Source organism: Candidatus Accumulibacter necessarius, from assembly GCF_036625085.1.
Window position 1 is genome coordinate 13786 of the sequence record NZ_JAZKUM010000010.1, and the last position, 18155, is coordinate 31940.

The following is an 18155-nucleotide window of genomic DNA, read 5'->3' on the forward strand; positions in this document are numbered from 1 at the left end:
GACAACATGCAAGCACTGACTCTTCCCGCCGCGCAAGGATGGCGCTGGCTGACCGACGGCTTCCGGATTTTTCGCAAGAATCACCTGATGCTGACTTTTCTCGTCATCAGCTACTGGATGCTGATGGCCGTGGTGAACATCATTCCCGTGATCGGAACGGTCGTCACGACGCTGTGTATCCCGGCCTTCTCGGTCAGCCTGATGAACGCCTGCCGCAACATCGATCGCGGCAGCCCGCTCGCGCCGCAACTGCTGTTCTCTGGTTTTAAAAGCAACCTGCGTTCGCTGCTCACCCTGGGCGGGATCTACCTGGCGTCGACAGTGGGCATTCTCACCATTTCATCACTGGCCGACGACGGCGCCCTGATGGCGATGATGCTCGCCGGTCAGAAGCCGGACGAGGAAGCGCTGAGTGACGGTAGCCTGCTGCTCGCCACCCAGATCGCACTGGTTCTTCTCTGCCCGCTGGTCATGGCTTACTGGTATGCGCCGGTGCTTGCCAGCTGGCATGGCTTGTCGCCTGCCAAGGCCCTGTTCTTCAGTTTCGTCGCCTGCGTGCGCAACTGGCGAGCCTTTCTCGTCTACTCGGTGGCCATCCTGGTCGTTGCGACGCTGGTGCCGGGACTCATTCTTGGCGTGTTGGCGGCCATGCTACCCAGCGGCGCGGCGCTTCTGACGGTGCTGATGACGGTGCTGCTCATTCTCGTTCTCGCACCGACGCTGTTTGCCAGCTTCTACGTCAGTTACCGCGAGGTGTTTGTCGCTGTGGACGAAGATGCCTGATTGGCTGGTCAACCAGCCACTGGGCGTCTTTGGCGGCACCTTCGACCCGGTTCATTATGGTCACCTGCGCCTCGCCGAAGAGGCGGCCGACCGGCTCGGGCTTGCCGGCATACGCTGGATTCCGGCAGGCCAGCCGGCACTGCGCGGCGTGCCGCAGGTGACTGCAGGGCAACGCCTGGCAATGGTGCGCCTGGCAACTGCCGAAAATCATCGCTTCGCAGTCGATGCCGCCGAAGTGGAAGCCGCGCAGCCCAGTTACACCGTGACCACGCTCGAACGCTTGCGCCAGGCCGATCAGTGCGGGCCGCAGCGACCGCTGGTGTTGCTGGTCGGTGCCGACGCCTTCGCTGGTCTGCCGGGTTGGTATCGATGGCACTCGCTGTTCGATCTGGCGCACCTTGCCGTGGCCCATCGTCCCGGCTTTGCGATCGATGCGGCGCAACTGCCTGCGGCCCTGGCCGCCTGTTACCGCGAGCGCTTGTGCACCAGCCCGTCGACACTCAGCGAGTCACCGTCGGGACGCATCGTCACCTTTGCCATGACCCAACTGGCGATCTCGGCGACGCAGATCCGACGGCTGCTGGCCAGCGGAGGGAGTGTCCGTTACTTGCTGCCCGACACCGTGATCGCTTACATTCAAGACCAGCACCTTTACCCGGAGTACTGACCCAGCAATGAAACTTCCCCAACTGGAAAAGCTCGTTGTCGACGCCCTTGACGACATCAAGGCCCGTGATATCGAAGTCATCAACACCAGCCGCCTGACTTCGCTGTTTGACCGCATGGTCATCGCCTGCGGCGACTCGAATCGCCAGGTAAAGTCACTGGCTCGCAACGTGCAGGACAAGGTACGCGAAGCGGGCGGTCGAGTGCTCTCCTGCGAAGGCGAGGAGGTAGGCGAGTGGGTTCTGGTCGACCTCGGCGACATCATTGTTCATGTCATGCAGCCGGCGGTACGCAGCTACTACAACCTGGAGGAACTGTGGGGTGGCAAGGGTCCGCTGCGGGTGCGGCGGGCAATGGCCGAGGTAGGGTCCGCAGGCCAGGGATGAAGCTGGCCATCCTCGCTGTCGGTCACAAGCCGCCTGCCTGGGTGGCTGCGGGCTGCGCCGAGTACGTCAAGCGCATGCCGCGCGAGCTGGCCTTGTCGGTGGTCGAAGTCAAGCCGGAACCGCGCGGCTCGAAAAGCCGTGAACAACTGCTGGCCGCCGAAAGAACCCGTCTGTTGGTCGCCATGCAGGGCTGTGGGCGAATGGTCGTGCTCGACGAGCGGGGCGTCGATCTGCCGACCCTGAAACTGGCCGAGCGTCTTGAAGGCTGGATGCGCGTCGGTGGTGATACCGCCTTTGTCATCGGCGGTGCCGACGGCGTCGACGAGACCTTGAAGGGGCAGGCCAGCGAATGCATCCGTCTGTCGAGCCTGACCTTGCCGCATGCCCTGGCCCGACTGATACTCTGCGAACAGCTCTACCGGGCGATCAGCATCGTCCGCAAGCATCCTTATCATCGGGAAGGCTGATGCCCGTCGATACGCAGCACCCGCGCCTGCACCTGGCATCGCGCAGCCCGCGTCGGCGTGAGCTGCTGGCCCAGATCGGTGTCGGTTTTGATACCTTGCTGCTGCGCAGTTCACCGCGTGACGATCGGGCTCTGGACGAGACACCGCTGACCGGCGAGGACCCGGTTGACTACGTCGAGCGTATCGCCCGCAGCAAGGCGGAGCATGGCTGTCGTATCGTCAGCTGGCGACGGCTGTTGCCGCAACCGGTGCTGGCAGCCGACACGACGATCGAACTGGCTGGCGAACTGATCGGCAAGCCGCGTGACGCCGAGGATGCCAGGCGGATCCTGCAGCGTCTTTCCGGCGAGACGCATCGAGTCCTCACGGCGGTGGCGATCGCTTTCGAAGTGCACATGGAACTGGCCCTGTCGATCAGCGAGGTGCGTTTCCGCCCGCTCGATGAGGGCGAGATCGGCCGCTATGTCGCCAGCGGTGAACCCATGGACAAGGCCGGCGCCTACGGCATTCAGGGGCGTGCCGGCATGTTCATCGAGCATCTTTCAGGCAGCTACAGCGGGGTGATGGGACTGCCGCTGTGTGAGACGGCCCAGCTGCTGAAGCGCTTCGGCTACCTCCTGTAGGGATTCCGCGTCAATTGCCTTGTCCACCAGCCACTGTTCCAGCTGGGCTGTCCGGTTGCGCTTAAGAGGTCTTTAAGGATTCGCCCATAAGCTGGCGGCACTCACTTACTGGACCTCGGTCATGCAGACTGCCAAACGCGACGTGTTCGAAAATCGCTCCAGCCACATTACCACCACTCACACGGTCGTTGGTTCGCCGCGCCGCGAAGAAACCGAATCGTTCATACGGACGATTTTCGCGCGGCACCATGATGCCGATGTGACCTCTTTCGCACCCAACCTGCTGCTCCTCGAGCAGCACGAACGGATCGTTGCCGCAACCGGCTGGCGCGCTGCCGAGGCCGAAGCGCTTTTTCTCGAACGCTATCTTGACCAGCCGATTGAACAGGCCATGGCACAACTGGCAAACCAGCGCGTGCGCCGCGAACGCATCGTCGAAGTGGGCCATCTGGCAGCCGAAAAACCTGGTGGCACCGTGCAGGTGGTGTTGGCCCTGGCCGCAGAACTCGACCGCCTGGGCTATGAGTGGGTGGTGTTTACCGCCACCCGCGAGCTGATCAGCATTTTCAACCGCCTCGGTCTCCCCTTGCTGGCACTCGCTCCGGCTGACCCAGCCCGGCTTGGCGAGGCCGCCAGCACCTGGGGCCGCTATTACGATACGCAACCGGTGGTTGTCGCCGGGCGCATCCGCATGGCCCTCGAACGGAGCCGTCGGCGGTCATGAGTGGTGGGACTTCACCGGCGCACGCCGGCAGCGAGTGCCTGTTTGCCGCGCTGGCCAGACGTTCGCCTGACGCCATTGTCCTGCAGGGCACGCGGCAGACCTGGCGAGCCGCCGAGCTGCTGTCGGCAGTCGATGATCTCGCCGCGCGTATCGCCGGCACACGCGTTCTCGCCGTGCTGGCGGGCAATGGTCCGGCCTGGGTGATTGCCGACCTGGCGGCCCTGCGCGCCGGCACGGTGCATCTACCGCTGCCCGATTTTTTCAGCCAGGCGCAACTCGCGCACGCCGTCGAGCAGACCGGCGCCGACAGCGTTCTCACCGACCAGCCCGAGCGCATCGCCCGGTTGAACCGCGGGTTTGCCGTTGTCGGCAAGTGGAACGGACTGCTCCTGCTGCAGCGCTTGACCGAGCCGGTCGATTTGCCGCCGGGCACGGCCAAGATCTCCTTTACCTCGGGCAGTACCGGTGCGCCCAAGGGTGCCTGCCTGAGCGCCGTTGGTTTGATGGAAACCGCCAGCGCTGTCGCCAGGCGCCTGGCTGCTCTGCCCATCGACCGGCACCTGGCCGTCCTGCCGCTGTCGTTACTGCTCGAAAATACCGCAGGCATCTACGCGCCGTTACTGCGCGGCGCCGAGATCCTTGTGCCGGATCTGCCGACCCTGGGCTGGCAAGGCATGTCAGGGTTCGATCCAGCCGCACTGCAGCGCGCGGTGGCGACTGCCGCGCCGAGCAGCCTGATCCTGGTACCGGAACTGCTCAAGCTGTGGGCTCTCTTTCTGGCTGCGAGCGGGCAAGAGGGAGCCGCCAGCCTGTGCTATGTCGCCGTCGGCGGCGCCCGCGTCTCACCGGCCTTGCTGGACCAGGCGCGCACCCAGGGCCTGCCGGCCTACCAGGGCTATGGCCTGACCGAATGTGGTTCGGTGGTCAGCCTCAACTGCCCGGGCGACGAGGGTGGCGAGGGCGACGATGCCGGACGGCCACTCGATCACGTCAACGTGCGCATTGCCGAGGGCGAAATCGTTGTCGGCACGCACGCCTTTCTCGGCTACGTCGGCGACGCAGCGGTCGTCCCGTCAGCGGCCCCGGCGGCCAGGCGGGAGTTTGCCACCGGCGACCTTGGCCGGGTCGACGCGGATGGTCATCTGCATCTCTCGGGTCGGCGCAAGAACCTGCTGATCACTTCCTACGGCCGCAACATCGCGCCGGAGTGGGTCGAGTCGATCCTGCTGGCCGAGCCGGCAATCGCCCAGGCGCTGGTCTTCGGCGACGGCAGGCCCTGGCTCAGTGCTCTGCTGGTGGCTTCACCCGGTATCGACAGCGGCGCGCTGGCCGCTGCGGTCCAGCGCAGCAACCATGCGCTGCCCGACTACGCCCGCATTGCCCGCTGGCATGCGGCGGCGCCCTTTACCGCGCAGAACGGCCTGGCGACCGGCAATGGGCGGCCGATCCGGGCCGCTATCTCGCGTCACCACGCCGCCGAACTGGCTGCGCTCTACTCAGAAGAGGAAGCAAGCAATGTCGTTTTATGAGCACTTGACGGCCGCCACGGCAGCCGATCGCGCGCAGTTGTTTGCCGCGCCCGTTGTTGCCGACTGCCTGCAGGGCCGCGTCACTCTGGCCAGCTATCTCGCCTTTCTCGGGCAGGCTTATCACCATGTGCGGCACACCACGCCGTTGCTGATGACCCTCGGCGGCCGCCTGCCCGAACGCCTGTCCTGGCTGCGGCGCGCAGTGGCCGAATATATCGACGAGGAGATCGGCCACGAGGAATGGATCCTCAACGACATCGCGGCCGCCGGCGGTGACGCCGATGCCGTGCGCGCAAGTCAACCGGATCTCGCGGCCGAGGTCATGGTTGCTTATGCCTACGACCTCCTCAACCGCCGCAATCCGGCCGCGTTCTTCGGCATGGTGTTCGTCCTCGAGGGCACCAGCGTGGCTCTGGCCTTGCAGGCCGCCGACCGCATCCAGCAGGCGCTGGCGCTACCGAACTCTGCTTTTTCCTACCTGCGCTCGCACGGCACGCTGGACCAGCAGCACACCCGGCATCTCGCCGACCTGCTCGAGCGCATGACCCCGGCCGACCAGGCCGACGTGCTGCGTAGCGCAAAAGTCTTCTACCAGCTGTATGCGGACGTCTTCCGTACCCTGCCGAGTGCGGAGGAGCAGCCATGCAGTTGAAGAATGCACGTATTCTGCTGACCGGCGCCAGTGGCGGTCTCGGCCAGGAACTCGCCTGCCAGCTGACTGCCTGCGGTGCCGCCCTGCTGCTCGCCGGGCGCGACAGCGGGCGCCTGAATGCCCTGGCGACCTCACTGGGGCCAAGCGCTGCCAGTATCTGCGCCGATCTCGAGCGCGCGTCCGGAGTCGCCGCCCTGGCTGGCGCCGCGCGTGAGTTCGGGGTCAACGTGCTGATCAACAACGCTGGCGTCAGCGCTTTCGGCCTGCTCGAGAATCAGGAGTGGGCAGCGATCGAGCGCGTCCTGGCGACCAACCTGGAAGCGCCAATCCACCTGACGCATGCCCTGCTGCCGTGGCTCAAGGCGCAACCGCAGGCAGCGATCGTCAACATCGGTTCGACCTTCGGCAGCTTGCCATTTCCCGGCTTCGTCGCCTACTCGGCGGCGAAGGCCGGACTGCGAGGCTTTTCCCAGGCCTTGCGCCGCGAACTGGCGGATTCGCTGGTCGCCGTGATTCACATCGCCCCGCGCGCGATCGATACGCCGCTGAACACCGACGCGGTCAAGGCCCTGAACCGTGCCCTGAAAAACCAGAGCGACAGTCCGGTGGATGTTGCCCGGCAGGTCGTCGCCGCCTTGCGCCGCGGCGATGGCGAGCATCATTTCGGTTTTCCGGAGCGCCTGTTTGCCTGGCTCAACGGGGTTGCGCCATCGCTCATCGATCGCGGCCTGGCCAGCAAGCTGGCGATCATCAAACAACACAGCCCCTCATCCTGAACCAAAGTGAAAGGACTCACCCGATGAATATTGCTTTTCAACCAGCCCGATTGCTCGCGCTGCTTTCTCTCCTTGCCTTGAGCCACCTGGCCGTTGCCGCGACACCGGACGATCTGATCCGGCCGATCCAGGAGCAATGGGCCGAAATCAAGTACCGTCAGCCGGAAAAGCAGCAGGCCGAGGCCTACCGCGCTCTCGCAGTCCAGGCGCGCCAGATCGTCGACAGCAACCCGAAGATGCCCGAGCCGCTGATCTGGGAGGGCATCGTCCTCTCCAGTGAAGCGGGCGCCAAGGGCGGCCTCGGTGCGCTATCGCTGGCCAAGGAAGCACGGCAGCGTCTGGACGAGGCCCTGAAGCTCAACGACAAGGCGCTCAACGGCTCGGCTTATACCAGTCTGGCGACGCTGTATGCCAAGGTCCCCGGCTGGCCGGTCGGCTTCGGCGACAAGGAACGTGCCGAGGAGTACTTCAGGAAGGCGCTGGCGATCAATCCGGACGGTATTGACCCGAACTTCTTTTACGGCGAGTATCTGGCCGACCGCAGCCGCCCGGCCGAGGCGCTGCCTTACCTCGAAAAGGCGCTCAAGGCGCCACCACGTCCCGGTCGCGAACTCGCCGACAGTGGTCGTCGTCAGGAAATTCAGGCGCTGCTGGCCAAACTCAAGAAGGAAGCAAAGTAATTGCGCATTCTGCTGGTTGAAGACGACGCCTTGCTCGGTGACGGCATACGTGCCGGCCTGAAGCTCGCAGACTACGCGGTCGACTGGGTGCGTGACGGCGAAGCCGCGCGCCTGGCGCTGCTTGATCATAGTTATAAGGCCTGCGTTCTCGACCTTGGCTTGCCGAAGCGCGACGGCCTCTCGGTGCTGAAAGATCTGCGCCAAAGTGGAAATCAGCTGCCGGTGCTGATCCTCACGGCGCGCGACAGCAGTGCCGACAAGATTGCCGGGCTCGACGCCGGGGCCGACGACTACCTGACCAAGCCCTTCGATCTACCCGAACTGCAGGCCCGGCTGCGGGCACTGATTCGTCGTGCCGGCGGCGCCGCGACACCGACGCTGGAGCATGCCGGCGTAGTGCTGGAGCCGGCAAGCAAGCGGGTCACCCTGGACGGCCAGCCGGTGACCCTGTCGGCGCGCGAGTACACCCTGCTGCATGACCTGCTCAGCCACAAGAGCCACATCCGTACACGGAGCCAGCTCGAAGAGAGCCTCTACGCCTGGGGCGAGGAAACCGGCAGCAACACCGTCGAGGTGTACGTCCACCATTTGCGCAAGAAACTCGGCGCCGATTTCATTCGCACCGTTCGCGGGCTGGGCTACCAACTGGGTGACGCCGGCTGATGCCGAACTCGCTGCAATGCGCTCGCCTGCAGTCGCTGCGCTGGCGGCTGCTGCGCACCGTCTGCATCGCCGCCCTCCTGGGCCTGGCGCTGAGCGGCTTGATGAGTTACTGGCAGGCACAGCACGAAGCCGAGGAATTGATGGACGGACACCTGGCGCAGTCGGCAAGACTGCTCCTGGCACTGGTCCGTGACAACGAGAATCACCTCGCAGACCTGGCGACGCGCCTGGCAACGGTGCGCAGCAACGAGGACAATCTCTATGAACCGCCGCTCGAGTTCCAGATCGGTCGTGCCGACGGCTCGCTTCTGCTGCGCTCGGAGCATGCACCCGCCGCGCCTTTGTCGGCGGCACCCGGCTACAGCATCATCGAGCACGACGGCCAACCCTGGCGGATGCTCAATCTAGAAGCGAGCTCCGGGGACTATCGGGTGCAGGTCGGACAGGCGATCGAGCTGCGCGACCGGGCGGCGCTGGAAGTCGCCGGCCAGACGGTCTTCCCGATCGCGCTGATTTCGCCCGTCCTGTTGCTGCTGATCTACTACTCGGTCCGGCGCGCACTCAAGCCGCTTGACGACCTGGCCGCCGATGTCGCTTCGCGCTCGCCGGAAAACCTCAAGCCGCTGGCCAGCCGCAGCGCTCCGCTCGAAGCACAACCGTTGGTTGCAGCCCTCAATCGGCTGCTTTTCAGGCTGCGCGACACGCTGGAAAACGAGCGCCGCTTTACCGCTGACGCGGCACATGAATTGCGCACGCCGCTGGCGGTGGTCAAGATACAGGCGCAGGTCGCTCAGCTCACCGCCGATCGCAACGACCGCCAGCATGCGCTGAGTCAGGTCCTGGCCGGCGCCGACCGCGCGAGCCGCGTGCTTGAGCAACTGCTGCGCCTGGCCCGCCTCGACCCCCTGGCCAGCCTGCCGAATCCGGGCGAAATCGACCTGGCCGAACTGGCGCGACGGGTCATCGCCGAGACGAATCGAGGTCTCGACACCCGGACCATCCGACTCAAGGCCGGGGACTTGCCGCTGCTCGTCAGCGGCGACGCCGAACTGCTGGAGATCGTGCTGCGCAATCTGATCGACAACGCCCTGCGGTATACGCCTTCCGATAGCACGATCACCGTCTTCGCCCGCCGGCAGAATGGCGAATTGTCGCTTGGCGTCGCCGACGATGGGCCGGGCGTAGCGCCGGAGGAGTTGCCGCGGCTCGTCGAACGCTTCTATCGCGGTCGCGAGGCAAGCGCCGAAGGCAGTGGCCTCGGGCTGGCCATTGCCCAGCGGATAGCGGAACTGCACGCAGCGCGTTTCGAGGTCGAGAACCTCAGCGGGGGTGGTTTCGAGGCACGGCTGCGCTGGTGCCGATCGCCAGTGGCCTAGCGATCGCGCGCGCAGCCGGGCTCGGGCCGTTCAGCCTTGACTTCTGGTCGCCAGCAGTCCGTCGAGCCGATTGGCAAAAGCCTGCCGGTCGGCAGCCGAAAAAGCTGCCGGGCCGCCCGTGTCCACGCCGCTGCTGCGCAGGCCTTCCATGAAGTTGCGCATGCTCAGTCGCTCCTCGATGTTGCTCGCGTCGAGCAGGTCGCCACGGGGGTCGAGCACCCGGGCACCCTTCGCCACAACCAGTGCGGCGAGCGGCACATCAGCGGTGATCACCAGGTCGCCGGCGACCGCTTCCTGCGCGATGCGGCGGTCGGCAACGTCGAATCCCGAGGGCACCTGTAGCGCACGGATCCACGGCGAGGGCGGCGTGCGCAGCATCTGATTGGCGATCAGCGTCAGCTCGACCTGTGCGCGGTTCGCCGCGCGGTAGAGGATGTCCTTGATGACCGCCGGACAGGCGTCGGCGTCGACCCAGATCTTCATGGCAGGGGCTCTCCTGATGGGCCGCTACAATAGCATCTCCTCTCCCTCTTTCGCCGTCGCCTGCCGCCATCATTGGCGAGAGCCGGCCGGATCATCGGGGAAACGGAGGTGCACGGCCGCCATCGCGTTTTGCTTTGCCACTGTTGCCCGCCGCCACCATGGAACAAGCGCTGGCGCAGTTTGAAAGCAAGCACCGGAGTGCGCCGACCTGACGATCGGATTACAGTCGCTCAAGCAGTCCGGCAACGACGGGAAGGAGGATTCCGCACATGGCAAGCGCTGACAAGCAGGCAGGTATTGCAGCAACCCAGACCGATCCGCGCTGGATCGCGGTCATCGGCCGTGATCCAGCGGCTGATGGCAGTTTCGTCTATTCGGTCGCCAGTACCGGCATCTATTGCCGGCCGACCTGTCCATCCCGCCGGCCCGGGGTTGAGCAGGTGGCTTTCCACGCCTCGGCGACCGCGGCCGAAGCGGCAGGCTTTCGCCCTTGCCGGCGGTGCACCCCGGATGGTCAATCGCTTACCGAGAAGCACGCGGCGACCGTCGCTGAGCTGTGCCGATTCATCGAAACGGCGGCGCAGGCACCGACGCTGGCCGAACTCGCCGCACGTTCGGGCATCAGCGCCCATCACCTGCACCGCCTGTTCAAGGCGACGACCGGCCTGACGCCGCGGGCCTACGCGGCGGCGCAACGGGCGCAGCGAATCCGTCATCAACTGCAGCACAGCCCGACCGTCACCGAGGCGATCTATGGCGCCGGCTACAATTCGAGCGGCCGTTTCTACGAGGAGGCCGGACAGCTGCTTGGCATGACACCGTCCGACTATCGCGCCGGCGGAGCAGACAGCACCATCCGCTTCGCGCTGGGCGAGTGCTCGCTGGGCTCGATCCTCGTCGCGCACAGCGGGCGCGGCATCTGCTCGATCCTGATCGGCGATGATCCGCAGACGCTGGCGCATGATCTGCAGGACCGCTTCCCCGCGGCCGAGCTGATCGGCGGCGATGCCGGCTTTGAGCAACTCGTCGCGCGCGTGGTCGGTCTTGTCGAAGCGCCCGGGCTAGGGCATGATCTGCCTCTGGATATCCGCGGCACGGCTTTTCAGCAGCGGGTGTGGCAGGCTTTGTGCGAAATCCCGCCGGGCGGGACGGTGAGCTATAGCGAGCTGGCGCGACGCATTGGTTCGACCGGGTCGGCGCGGGCGGTTGCCGGCGCCTGTGCCGCCAACGTCCTGGCAGTGGCCATCCCCTGCCATCGTGTCGTGCGCAACGATGGCAGCCTGTCCGGCTATCGCTGGGGTGTCGAGCGCAAGCGCGCCCTGCTCGAACGCGAGGCGGCGCCGCAACTGCCCGGGCCTCAGGCTGCCGGCGCAGCGTAGCTGCCCGCAGCGCGCATGCTCTGGCCTGCTGGCCAATCCGGCCCGGCCTGACCGCGCTTTGGTAGAATGCCCGCTTTGCCCCGATTGCGCCCAAGCCCATGACCCGCAAGATTCTCGTCACCTCCGCCCTGCCGTATGCCAACGGCGCAATCCACCTGGGTCATCTGGTCGAGTACATCCAGACCGACATCTGGGTGCGTTTCCAGAAGATGCGTGGTCATCAGTGCTGGTACGTCTGCGCCGACGACACGCACGGCACGCCGGTCATGCTGCGTGCCGAGAAGGAGGGCGTCACGCCCGAGGCGCTGATCGAGCGCGTCCATGGTGAGCATACGCGCGACTTCGCCGGCTTCCACGTCCGCTTCGACAACTACTACACCACCCATTCCGAAGAAACCCGAGCCTGTGCCAACGAAATCTACACTCGCCTGCAGGCTGCCGGGCTGATCGAGACGCGCACCATCGAGCAGTATTACGACCCGGTCAAGCAGATGTTCCTGCCTGATCGCTTCATCAAGGGTGAATGTCCGAAATGCGGTGCCCATGACCAGTACGGCGACAACTGCGAGAGCTGCGGTGCGGCGTACGCGGCCAACGAGCTGAAGAACCCCTACTCGGCGGTTTCCGGCGCCAGGCCGGAGCTGCGTCAATCCGAACACTTCTTCTTCCGGCTTTCCGATCCGCGCTGCCAGGCCTTTCTGCGCCGCTGGACGCAGGGCGAAGGCCGGCTGCAGAACGAAGCCGCCAACAAGTTGCAGGAGTGGCTCGGCAGCGAGGGCGACAACCGGCTTACCGACTGGGACATCTCGCGCGATTCGCCCTACTTCGGCTTCGAAATCCCCGACGCACCTGGCAAGTATTTCTACGTCTGGCTTGACGCGCCGATCGGCTACATGGGCGCGTTCAGGAATCTCTGCGACCGGCAGGGGCTCGATTTCGACGAGTACTGGCGGCCGGATTCGGCCACCGAGCTGTATCACTTCATCGGCAAGGACATCCTCTACTTTCATGCGCTGTTCTGGCCGGCGGAACTGGCACACGCCGGTTACCGCACGCCGAGCAAGGTCTTCGCGCACGGCTTCCTGACCGTCGATGGCGCCAAGATGTCCAAGTCGCGCGGCACCTTCATCACCGCCGAAAGCTACCTGGCGCAGGGCCTCGACCCCGAGTGGCTGCGCTACTACTATGCTGCCAAGCTCTCGGCTTCGATGGAGGACATCGACCTCAACCTCGAAGACTTCATCGCGCGCGTCAATTCCGACCTGGTCGGCAAGTTCGTGAACATTGCCAGCCGTTCGGCGGGCTTCATCGTCAGGCACTTCGCCGGCCAGCTGTGCACCTGCGACGAATCGTTGCCGGCGATCCAGGCCATCCGCGAACGCCGTGCGGCGATCGCCGATCACTACGAAGCGCGCGAGTTCGGCAAGGCGATCCGCGAGATCATGGCCCTCACCGACCTCGCCAATCAGTACGTCGACAGTGTCAAGCCCTGGGAACTGGCCCGTCAGCCCGATCGTGCCAGCGAATTGCAGGCCGCGTGCAGCAACTCGCTGAACCTCTTCCGACTGTTGGCCATCCTGCTCAAGCCGGTCCTGCCGGCGCTCAGCGCCAAGGCCGAAGCCTTCCTCAACGTCGCTCCCTTTGTCTGGGACGACGGTGGCAGCGTCCTCGCCGCCGGGCACGCGATCAACGCTTATCGGCATCTGCTGACGCGCGTGGACAAGAAACAGATCGATGCGCTGGTCGAGGCCAACCGCGAATCGCTGACGGCCGTGCCGCAGGCGGCGCCGCAGAAGCACGCCGAGCACCAGGAGAAGGCGGCTGCCGTTGCCGTCGCCCAGGCGGCCGTCGGCACCGTCGCCGGGCCGCACATCAGCATCGACGATTTCATGAGCGTCGACCTGCGCATCGCGCGCATCAGCGAGGCCAACCAGGTCGAAGGCGCCGACAAGCTCGTCCGCCTGCTGCTCGACATCGGCCCGCTCGGCACGCGGCAGGTCTTCGCCGGCATCAAGTCGGCCTACGATCCGGCAACGCTGGTCGGTCGGCTGACGGTGATGGTCGCCAACCTGGCGCCGCGCAAGATGAAATTCGGCCTGTCCGAGGGCATGGTCCTGGCCGCGTCCGACCCCGACGGGCAGGTGCCCGGCATCTTTCTGCTCTCGCCGGATAGCGGCGCCCAGCCCGGCATGCGCGTCAAGTAGGCCGGCATGGACAGTCGCCAGCGCCCGCCGGTCACGCTGAAAGTGATGTTCTACGCGTTGCTCGACGCCGCCGGCATGCTCATCTTCGCCAGCGGCCTGATGTGGCTGGTCAGGCAGCAAACGCTGTTCATCCCCGGTTTCCCGACCAGTACGGCCAGCGCGGTGGTCACTGTCGCCGCCGGGATCGCCCTGATGGTCTGGTCAGCGGCGCGGATTCTGCGCGAACTCGCCAGACCGCGGTCTGACAGCAAGCGCTCCTGAAGCGCAGTGTCAGCGAGGCCCTTGCTGCACCCAGGCCGAAGCGCCTACCGGATGCTCAATACTCCGCTTTCGGCAACCTCTGGACCAGCTCGTCCCAGCTGACGGAAACGCCTGGCAACACCCCGACGGCGGTTTCTCCGTTCAACTCGAGGACTTCCGGCTTGCCATACTCTCCATCGTGCCAGCGATAGACGGTGATCATCCGGTCGATCGGATGCACCAGCCAGTATTCCCGGACCCCGGAGCGTTCGTAGACCCGCCGCTTCCTCACGTGATCGTGGCTGGCAGTAGACGACGACAACACTTCCACCACCAGGTCCGGCGCTCCGCGCACGCCGCGACGGTCGAGGCGAGACGGGTCGCAGACCACCAGCACGTCCGGTTGCAAGACCGTATCGACCTCGTCGTCGGCCTCGTCGGCCTTGGGCAGGCGGACATCTACCGGCGCGATGAAGGCGCGGCAGGATTTTCCTTGCAGCGCCTGCCGGAGCTGGAAGTAGATTTCACCGACGACGTCCTGATGTGCCAGCGTTGGCGCAGGCGCCATCACGTAGGCCGTGCCGTCGATCAGCTCGTAACGAATGTCTTCCGACCACGCGAGGTAGTCGGCGTACGTGTGGTAGCGATCATCACGAAGTGCCGGGCCCATGCGACCTCTCCTCAATGGGGACGCGGAATGGTCGAGTATACCCCGCCTGAAACTGCCGATGCGTGCACCGCGCTGGCGATGCCGGCGGTGATCGGCTCACCGGCATCGCCGCCATTACGCCACAAGAACAGGCGAACGGAGATCAGTGCCGCCGCCAGCAGCGGCCATAGCGGCACCAGCCAGAGCAAGCACGCGGGCGCTTGCGGCCAGCGCCGCAAACAAGGCGTCGAGGTCGCTCACTGGCTTGTCACCAGGGCGTGCTCGACGACTACCAGCAGCCGCATCGGCCCATGGATCTCGACCCTCTGCAGCGGCAGGCCGACAGGGCGGATCTGGCGCCCTGCATCACGCCGAATAGCCCGGCCAGGTTGTGCGTTACCTTGCTGCCGCAGCCGTACCTTTTGTTATTGACTGTCGGAAAGGCGTGCTCGACGTTGATTCCGGCGCCCACCGATTCCGGGGACAGTATCTGCAACTCAAGGCCACTGCGGGTGTCCGCTGCCCGCTCGACTGCGAACCCGGGCCGGAGAAGCACCAGTGTCTGCACCGGGTTGGCGGCTGCCAGTGGTTCGCAAAACCGGAGCGACCGCTGTCAATCGGATCCGTCCGTTCGCGCTCGGCTCCAGGCTGCTCGTCTGGCTGGCGGTGCCAAACCATAAGCGGTCACTGAGTTTTCGTGGTCAGCTGACGGCAGACGACCCAGAGCAGACGGTGGAGGCTCTTGAAAGCGACATTCACCGCATCACCCGACAACACGAAAGCCGCCGTTCGATTTTCAGCGGCGCAACTGTTGCCTCGCCGGCTGCTTTGAAGCAGGAGCGGTCACTGGGTGCAGGATGGTGTGGATCGGCAGCTGGCCAGAACCGGCCGACGCAGCCCCAAGAAATTGATCTGCGCGAACGGCAGTCAACTCATCCGGTACGGGCCGCTCGGCGCCGGTAGTAGGGCGACCGCTCGTCGGCCAAAATGGTCGGCGCGCGCAGGTCAGACCTCGACTGCAGTGAGACTCACAACAGGGATCCGAAAATAGAAAAATCGGACACCCTCGATAGGGTGAGTAGCCGCCGTTCGCAATTCAATGACCAAGTAATCGATTCCCACGGCAATGGAAACCTGTCTCGTACATGCCAGCGGGGGATATCATCGAACTCTTGGAGATAAGGGCGGGACAGGCGCACGCATGGAATACGAACAACAAACTGGTGACTACCAGGCAAACGATGCTGAAGCTCTTGTGGGAGAAATCTTTTCCGGCGGGCTCACCGTTGGCGACGCCATAGAAAGGCTCCGCACCCGCCTGCTGGATCTTTCTGCCCGTAACCGGCTGCTCAACTACCGCCATCCCAAGGGCAGATGCGTCCGGATTGCCGACGAGCCGAGCATCAACCTTGTCTTTGACCGTGTCTATGTGGATAGTAAGGGCGTCCCGTTCAGGTACGTTCCGGAACCGCTCCCCGCCACTTACGAGGGGAGGCGACCCGAGGCACGGCTATACGCCCAGCGTCTGGGCATATCCACCTCGTTCGAGTTCGAGCCGAATCCCGCCGGATCGAACGGCCGGCGGCTCCATGGCATCCAGACGCTGCTCTACCCGGCAGACTTGGAACGTCAGCTCCGGAAGATAGCCGGCGAGGCCAAGACCGCCATCGAGGAGACGGGCACCAACATGCTCTTTCTCGTCTTCGGCTTTCTCGAGTTTTACGACAGCGAGGACTCGGACCGTCCGATGCTCGCCCCGCTGATTTCCCTTCCTGTCACCCTCGTTCGCGGAGAGATCGATAGGGAAACGAGGACATACCAGTACACCGTCCAGTACAACGGCGAGGATTTGGCTGAGAATCACACACTCCGGGAAAAGCTTCGTCGCGACTTCATTCTGTCGATTCCGGAGTTCGGCGAGGAGGACGAGCCGGAAGCCTATTTTGCGAGGATCGAGGAGGCGGTCAAGAACAAGCGCGGCTGGAAGGTGCGCCGGCAGATCACGCTCGGCATGCTCTCTTTCGGCAAGCTTGCCCTATGGACCGACCTCGATACCAAGAAGAATGCTGGCCTTGCCGGGCACGAACTCATCAAGTCGGTGTTTTCCGGCGGATCATCCGGTAGCGGCGACGGGGCGCTCCATGCCGAGGACTACCGCATCGACGAGAGGCCGGAGGCGTCACAGCCGCTTATCTACGATGCGGACTCTTCCCAGCACAGCGCGATCATCGACGTGCTCTCCGGGAAGAATCTCGTGGTCAACGGCCCCCCGGGTACCGGCAAATCACAGACAATCACGAACATCATCGCCGCCGCCCTCTCCAAGGGGAAGAAGGTGCTTTTCGTCTCCGAGAAGCTCGCAGCCCTTGAGGTTGTCCGGCACCGCCTCAACCAAGCCGGCCTCGGGCACTTCTGCCTCGAGCTGCACTCCCACAAGACACAAAAGAAGAAGTTTCTGGAAGATCTCCAAGCCAGAATCGAGGAGCGGTTCCCGGCACCGGCCCAGTTCCAGTCTAAGCTCGGCATCCTGAAACGGCAGAAGGCGGAGCTCGCCAGATATGCGGAACTTATGGGCAGCAAGGTTGGCAACGCCCTTGGCATGACGGTCAACGAGGTGTTTTGGGCTGCCGAACGCAGACGCCAAGAGCTTGGCGATCTTGCCGCCCAGGTCAACGCCATAGGGTTCCCAGATGCGTTGCAATGGACGCACGACAACATCGAGTGCCGCAGGTCAAGGCTAGCCGGCTTAGCTGAGATTCACGACGCTATTGGCGAATATGGCCCCGGTCATCCATGGTGGGGGTTCCAACCCAATCCGCTGGCCCCATCCGACGACGAGGCCATAGCCAGGACAGCGCTGCAAGCCCTTGATCACGCAAGATCGGCCGAGGATGCCGCAGACGAGGCAGTCGCCTATTTTGGCTTCAAGGGGCAGCCCGACGCCGCTGCCGCAGCGAAGGTCAGGGTGTTACTTGCTTCGGCACCCGAGGCTCCGGAAGGAGTGTCCCCCAAGCTGTTGTCGAGCATGTTTGACGATTCGGATCCCACGGGGCAGCGCAGCTCACGCCTGCTCTCGGATTTGGCGCACGGGGTGACGACGAGCCGGTCACTGTTTGAGTCTGCTAGTCGGGTCCTGGCAGATGGTGCGCGTCTAGCTCCGGAGGATATGGACGAGGCGCGAACCATTGCCGAAAAAAGGTATCTATCCACACAGCTCCTATCCGCTGACATTAGCTTGTCGATTGATGCTGTGCGCAGACTGGAAAAGGCGGTCGAGTCCTTGGAGGCTTCCGCACGTGTTGCCAACCCCGCATACCGCCCCCTCGGCACCGCGGTGCTGGACGCATTCATCACCGCCACCGAATCCCCCTTCATCTCCGGATTGTCCTCGTTCCAGATAGGAGCCGTCTCCGAACGTGCGGCTTCCGTTTCGGCTGCGATTGAAAGCCTGTCCGGGGCCCTGTCACGAATTGACGCCATAGTGACGCGGCGCAGTCTCCCTTTCGACTCCACACCGGAAGCCATCGCCAAACTGGCCGATCCTGACGGCCTCCCCGGCCTGGCAAGGGGCGTTCCCGTAGACGGGGCGGTGCTGGTGGAGGCCCGGCGTTACGCCGCCTTCGTCTTGTCGGATAAGCCGTTATCCGAAATGGTGCGGCTGAAGTCCCTTCTCGAATTGCAGGTTGCCTCGTGGACGGAGGCAGTTGGGCGCTGCCGTACGACCGCAGAGCGGGTCGGTCTCGGCTTTGATTCGTCCAAAGCGGCGGTGACAGAGATTGTGGCACTTTCTAATTCTACTTTGTCAGATTCGTATTCGCCTTCCTGTGATCTGCGTTTGTCATGTGCTAGAATGCCATACGTCGTGATTGTTTAAT

General features: G+C 64.5%; 20 protein-coding genes. 16 read left to right on the forward strand and 4 right to left on the reverse strand.

Annotated elements, in window-relative coordinates:
- Positions 1–6 precede the first annotated feature (6 nt).
- From V5B44_RS22045 to V5B44_RS22100, 12 genes are all read left to right on the forward strand, one after another.
- Positions 7–783 (forward strand): BPSS1780 family membrane protein, encoded by a 777-nt coding sequence (locus V5B44_RS22045; RefSeq protein WP_332361198.1) that lies wholly within the window; start codon positions 7–9, stop codon positions 781–783.
- A complete protein-coding gene (gene nadD / locus V5B44_RS22050; RefSeq protein ID WP_332361199.1) occupies positions 776–1450 on the forward strand; it encodes a nicotinate-nucleotide adenylyltransferase in 675 nt (224 codons plus the stop codon). The genes V5B44_RS22045 and nadD overlap by 8 nt, the downstream gene beginning before the upstream one ends.
- A gap of 7 nt (positions 1451–1457) precedes the next feature.
- On the forward strand, positions 1458–1835 hold the full coding sequence (gene rsfS / locus V5B44_RS22055) for a ribosome silencing factor (RefSeq protein WP_332361200.1): 378 nt from the start codon (positions 1458–1460) through the stop codon (positions 1833–1835).
- Complete coding sequence (gene rlmH, locus V5B44_RS22060; RefSeq protein ID WP_332361201.1) at positions 1832–2302, forward strand: 23S rRNA (pseudouridine(1915)-N(3))-methyltransferase RlmH; 471 nt, start codon at positions 1832–1834, stop codon at positions 2300–2302. The genes rsfS and rlmH overlap by 4 nt, the downstream gene beginning before the upstream one ends.
- Complete coding sequence (locus tag V5B44_RS22065; protein WP_332361202.1) at positions 2302–2925, forward strand: Maf family protein; 624 nt, start codon at positions 2302–2304, stop codon at positions 2923–2925. The genes rlmH and V5B44_RS22065 overlap by 1 nt, the downstream gene beginning before the upstream one ends.
- A gap of 121 nt (positions 2926–3046) precedes the next feature.
- Entirely contained in the window at positions 3047–3649 is a 603-nt protein-coding gene (locus tag V5B44_RS22070; protein ID WP_332361203.1) for a thermostable hemolysin, read from the forward strand.
- Positions 3646–5178, forward strand: coding sequence for an AMP-binding protein (locus V5B44_RS22075; protein WP_332361204.1), 1533 nt, complete (start codon positions 3646–3648; stop codon positions 5176–5178). The genes V5B44_RS22070 and V5B44_RS22075 overlap by 4 nt, the downstream gene beginning before the upstream one ends.
- The gene (locus V5B44_RS22080) at positions 5165–5830 is read left to right on the forward strand and encodes a TenA family transcriptional regulator (RefSeq protein WP_332361205.1); all 666 of its coding nucleotides are present in this window, start codon (positions 5165–5167) and stop codon (positions 5828–5830) included. The genes V5B44_RS22075 and V5B44_RS22080 overlap by 14 nt, the downstream gene beginning before the upstream one ends.
- On the forward strand, positions 5821–6606 hold the full coding sequence (locus V5B44_RS22085; protein WP_332361206.1) for an SDR family oxidoreductase: 786 nt from the start codon (positions 5821–5823) through the stop codon (positions 6604–6606). The genes V5B44_RS22080 and V5B44_RS22085 overlap by 10 nt, the downstream gene beginning before the upstream one ends.
- A gap of 23 nt (positions 6607–6629) precedes the next feature.
- Positions 6630–7286, forward strand: coding sequence for a hypothetical protein (locus V5B44_RS22090; protein WP_332361207.1), 657 nt, complete (start codon positions 6630–6632; stop codon positions 7284–7286).
- A complete protein-coding gene (locus tag V5B44_RS22095) occupies positions 7287–7949 on the forward strand; it encodes a response regulator (RefSeq protein ID WP_332361208.1) in 663 nt (220 codons plus the stop codon). It abuts the gene before it with no gap.
- Positions 7949–9325, forward strand: a complete 1377-nt coding sequence (locus V5B44_RS22100) for an ATP-binding protein (protein ID WP_332361209.1) — start codon at positions 7949–7951, stop codon at positions 9323–9325. Before V5B44_RS22095 ends, V5B44_RS22100 begins: the two co-directional genes overlap by 1 nt.
- Before the next feature lie 30 nt (positions 9326–9355).
- Here V5B44_RS22100 and V5B44_RS22105 read toward each other — a convergent pair whose 3' ends face one another.
- Complete coding sequence (locus V5B44_RS22105) at positions 9356–9808, reverse strand: YaiI/YqxD family protein (RefSeq protein ID WP_332361210.1); 453 nt, start codon at positions 9806–9808, stop codon at positions 9356–9358.
- 269 nt (positions 9809–10077) lie between these two features.
- Between V5B44_RS22105 and ada the strand changes: the two genes are divergently transcribed.
- The 3 genes from ada to V5B44_RS22120 all read left to right on the forward strand — a co-directional run bounded on the left by ada (position 10078) and on the right by V5B44_RS22120 (position 13652).
- Positions 10078–11187, forward strand: coding sequence for a bifunctional DNA-binding transcriptional regulator/O6-methylguanine-DNA methyltransferase Ada (gene ada, locus V5B44_RS22110; RefSeq protein ID WP_332361211.1), 1110 nt, complete (start codon positions 10078–10080; stop codon positions 11185–11187).
- Between the two features lie 98 nt (positions 11188–11285).
- Entirely contained in the window at positions 11286–13391 is a 2106-nt protein-coding gene (gene metG / locus V5B44_RS22115) for a methionine--tRNA ligase (protein ID WP_332361212.1), read from the forward strand.
- A gap of 6 nt (positions 13392–13397) precedes the next feature.
- A complete protein-coding gene (locus V5B44_RS22120; protein WP_332361213.1) occupies positions 13398–13652 on the forward strand; it encodes a hypothetical protein in 255 nt (84 codons plus the stop codon).
- Positions 13653–13707: 55 nt separating this feature from the next.
- Here the strand turns inward: V5B44_RS22120 and V5B44_RS22125 are convergent, their stop codons facing one another.
- The 3 genes from V5B44_RS22125 to V5B44_RS22135 all read right to left on the reverse strand — a co-directional run bounded on the left by V5B44_RS22125 (position 13708) and on the right by V5B44_RS22135 (position 14848).
- On the reverse strand, positions 13708–14301 hold the full coding sequence (locus V5B44_RS22125) for a Uma2 family endonuclease (protein ID WP_332361214.1): 594 nt from the start codon (positions 14299–14301) through the stop codon (positions 13708–13710).
- An 11-nt stretch (positions 14302–14312) separates the two neighbouring features.
- Entirely contained in the window at positions 14313–14489 is a 177-nt protein-coding gene (locus V5B44_RS22130) for a hypothetical protein (protein ID WP_332361215.1), read from the reverse strand.
- An 80-nt stretch (positions 14490–14569) separates the two neighbouring features.
- Entirely contained in the window at positions 14570–14848 is a 279-nt protein-coding gene (locus tag V5B44_RS22135) for a putative inorganic carbon transporter subunit DabA (protein WP_332361216.1), read from the reverse strand.
- 633 nt (positions 14849–15481) lie between these two features.
- Here V5B44_RS22135 and V5B44_RS22140 point away from each other — a divergent pair.
- Positions 15482–18154 (forward strand): DUF4011 domain-containing protein, encoded by a 2673-nt coding sequence (locus tag V5B44_RS22140; protein WP_332361217.1) that lies wholly within the window; start codon positions 15482–15484, stop codon positions 18152–18154.
- The last annotated feature ends 1 nt before the right edge of the window (position 18155 follow it).

Coding starts and splice junctions, on each gene's coding strand:
- V5B44_RS22045 (WP_332361198.1), top strand. CDS start 7: ATGCAAGCACTGACTCTTCCCGCCGCGCAAGGATGGCGCTGGCTGACC.
- nadD (WP_332361199.1), top strand. CDS start 776: ATGCCTGATTGGCTGGTCAACCAGCCACTGGGCGTCTTTGGCGGCACC.
- rsfS (WP_332361200.1), top strand. CDS start 1,458: ATGAAACTTCCCCAACTGGAAAAGCTCGTTGTCGACGCCCTTGACGAC.
- rlmH (WP_332361201.1), top strand. CDS start 1,832: ATGAAGCTGGCCATCCTCGCTGTCGGTCACAAGCCGCCTGCCTGGGTG.
- V5B44_RS22065 (WP_332361202.1), top strand. CDS start 2,302: ATGCCCGTCGATACGCAGCACCCGCGCCTGCACCTGGCATCGCGCAGC.
- V5B44_RS22070 (WP_332361203.1), top strand. CDS start 3,047: ATGCAGACTGCCAAACGCGACGTGTTCGAAAATCGCTCCAGCCACATT.
- V5B44_RS22075 (WP_332361204.1), top strand. CDS start 3,646: ATGAGTGGTGGGACTTCACCGGCGCACGCCGGCAGCGAGTGCCTGTTT.
- V5B44_RS22080 (WP_332361205.1), top strand. CDS start 5,165: ATGTCGTTTTATGAGCACTTGACGGCCGCCACGGCAGCCGATCGCGCG.
- V5B44_RS22085 (WP_332361206.1), top strand. CDS start 5,821: ATGCAGTTGAAGAATGCACGTATTCTGCTGACCGGCGCCAGTGGCGGT.
- V5B44_RS22090 (WP_332361207.1), top strand. CDS start 6,630: ATGAATATTGCTTTTCAACCAGCCCGATTGCTCGCGCTGCTTTCTCTC.
- V5B44_RS22100 (WP_332361209.1), top strand. CDS start 7,949: ATGCCGAACTCGCTGCAATGCGCTCGCCTGCAGTCGCTGCGCTGGCGG.
- V5B44_RS22105 (WP_332361210.1), bottom strand. CDS start 9,808: ATGAAGATCTGGGTCGACGCCGACGCCTGTCCGGCGGTCATCAAGGAC.
- ada (WP_332361211.1), top strand. CDS start 10,078: ATGGCAAGCGCTGACAAGCAGGCAGGTATTGCAGCAACCCAGACCGAT.
- metG (WP_332361212.1), top strand. CDS start 11,286: ATGACCCGCAAGATTCTCGTCACCTCCGCCCTGCCGTATGCCAACGGC.
- V5B44_RS22120 (WP_332361213.1), top strand. CDS start 13,398: ATGGACAGTCGCCAGCGCCCGCCGGTCACGCTGAAAGTGATGTTCTAC.
- V5B44_RS22125 (WP_332361214.1), bottom strand. CDS start 14,301: ATGGGCCCGGCACTTCGTGATGATCGCTACCACACGTACGCCGACTAC.
- V5B44_RS22140 (WP_332361217.1), top strand. CDS start 15,482: ATGGAATACGAACAACAAACTGGTGACTACCAGGCAAACGATGCTGAA.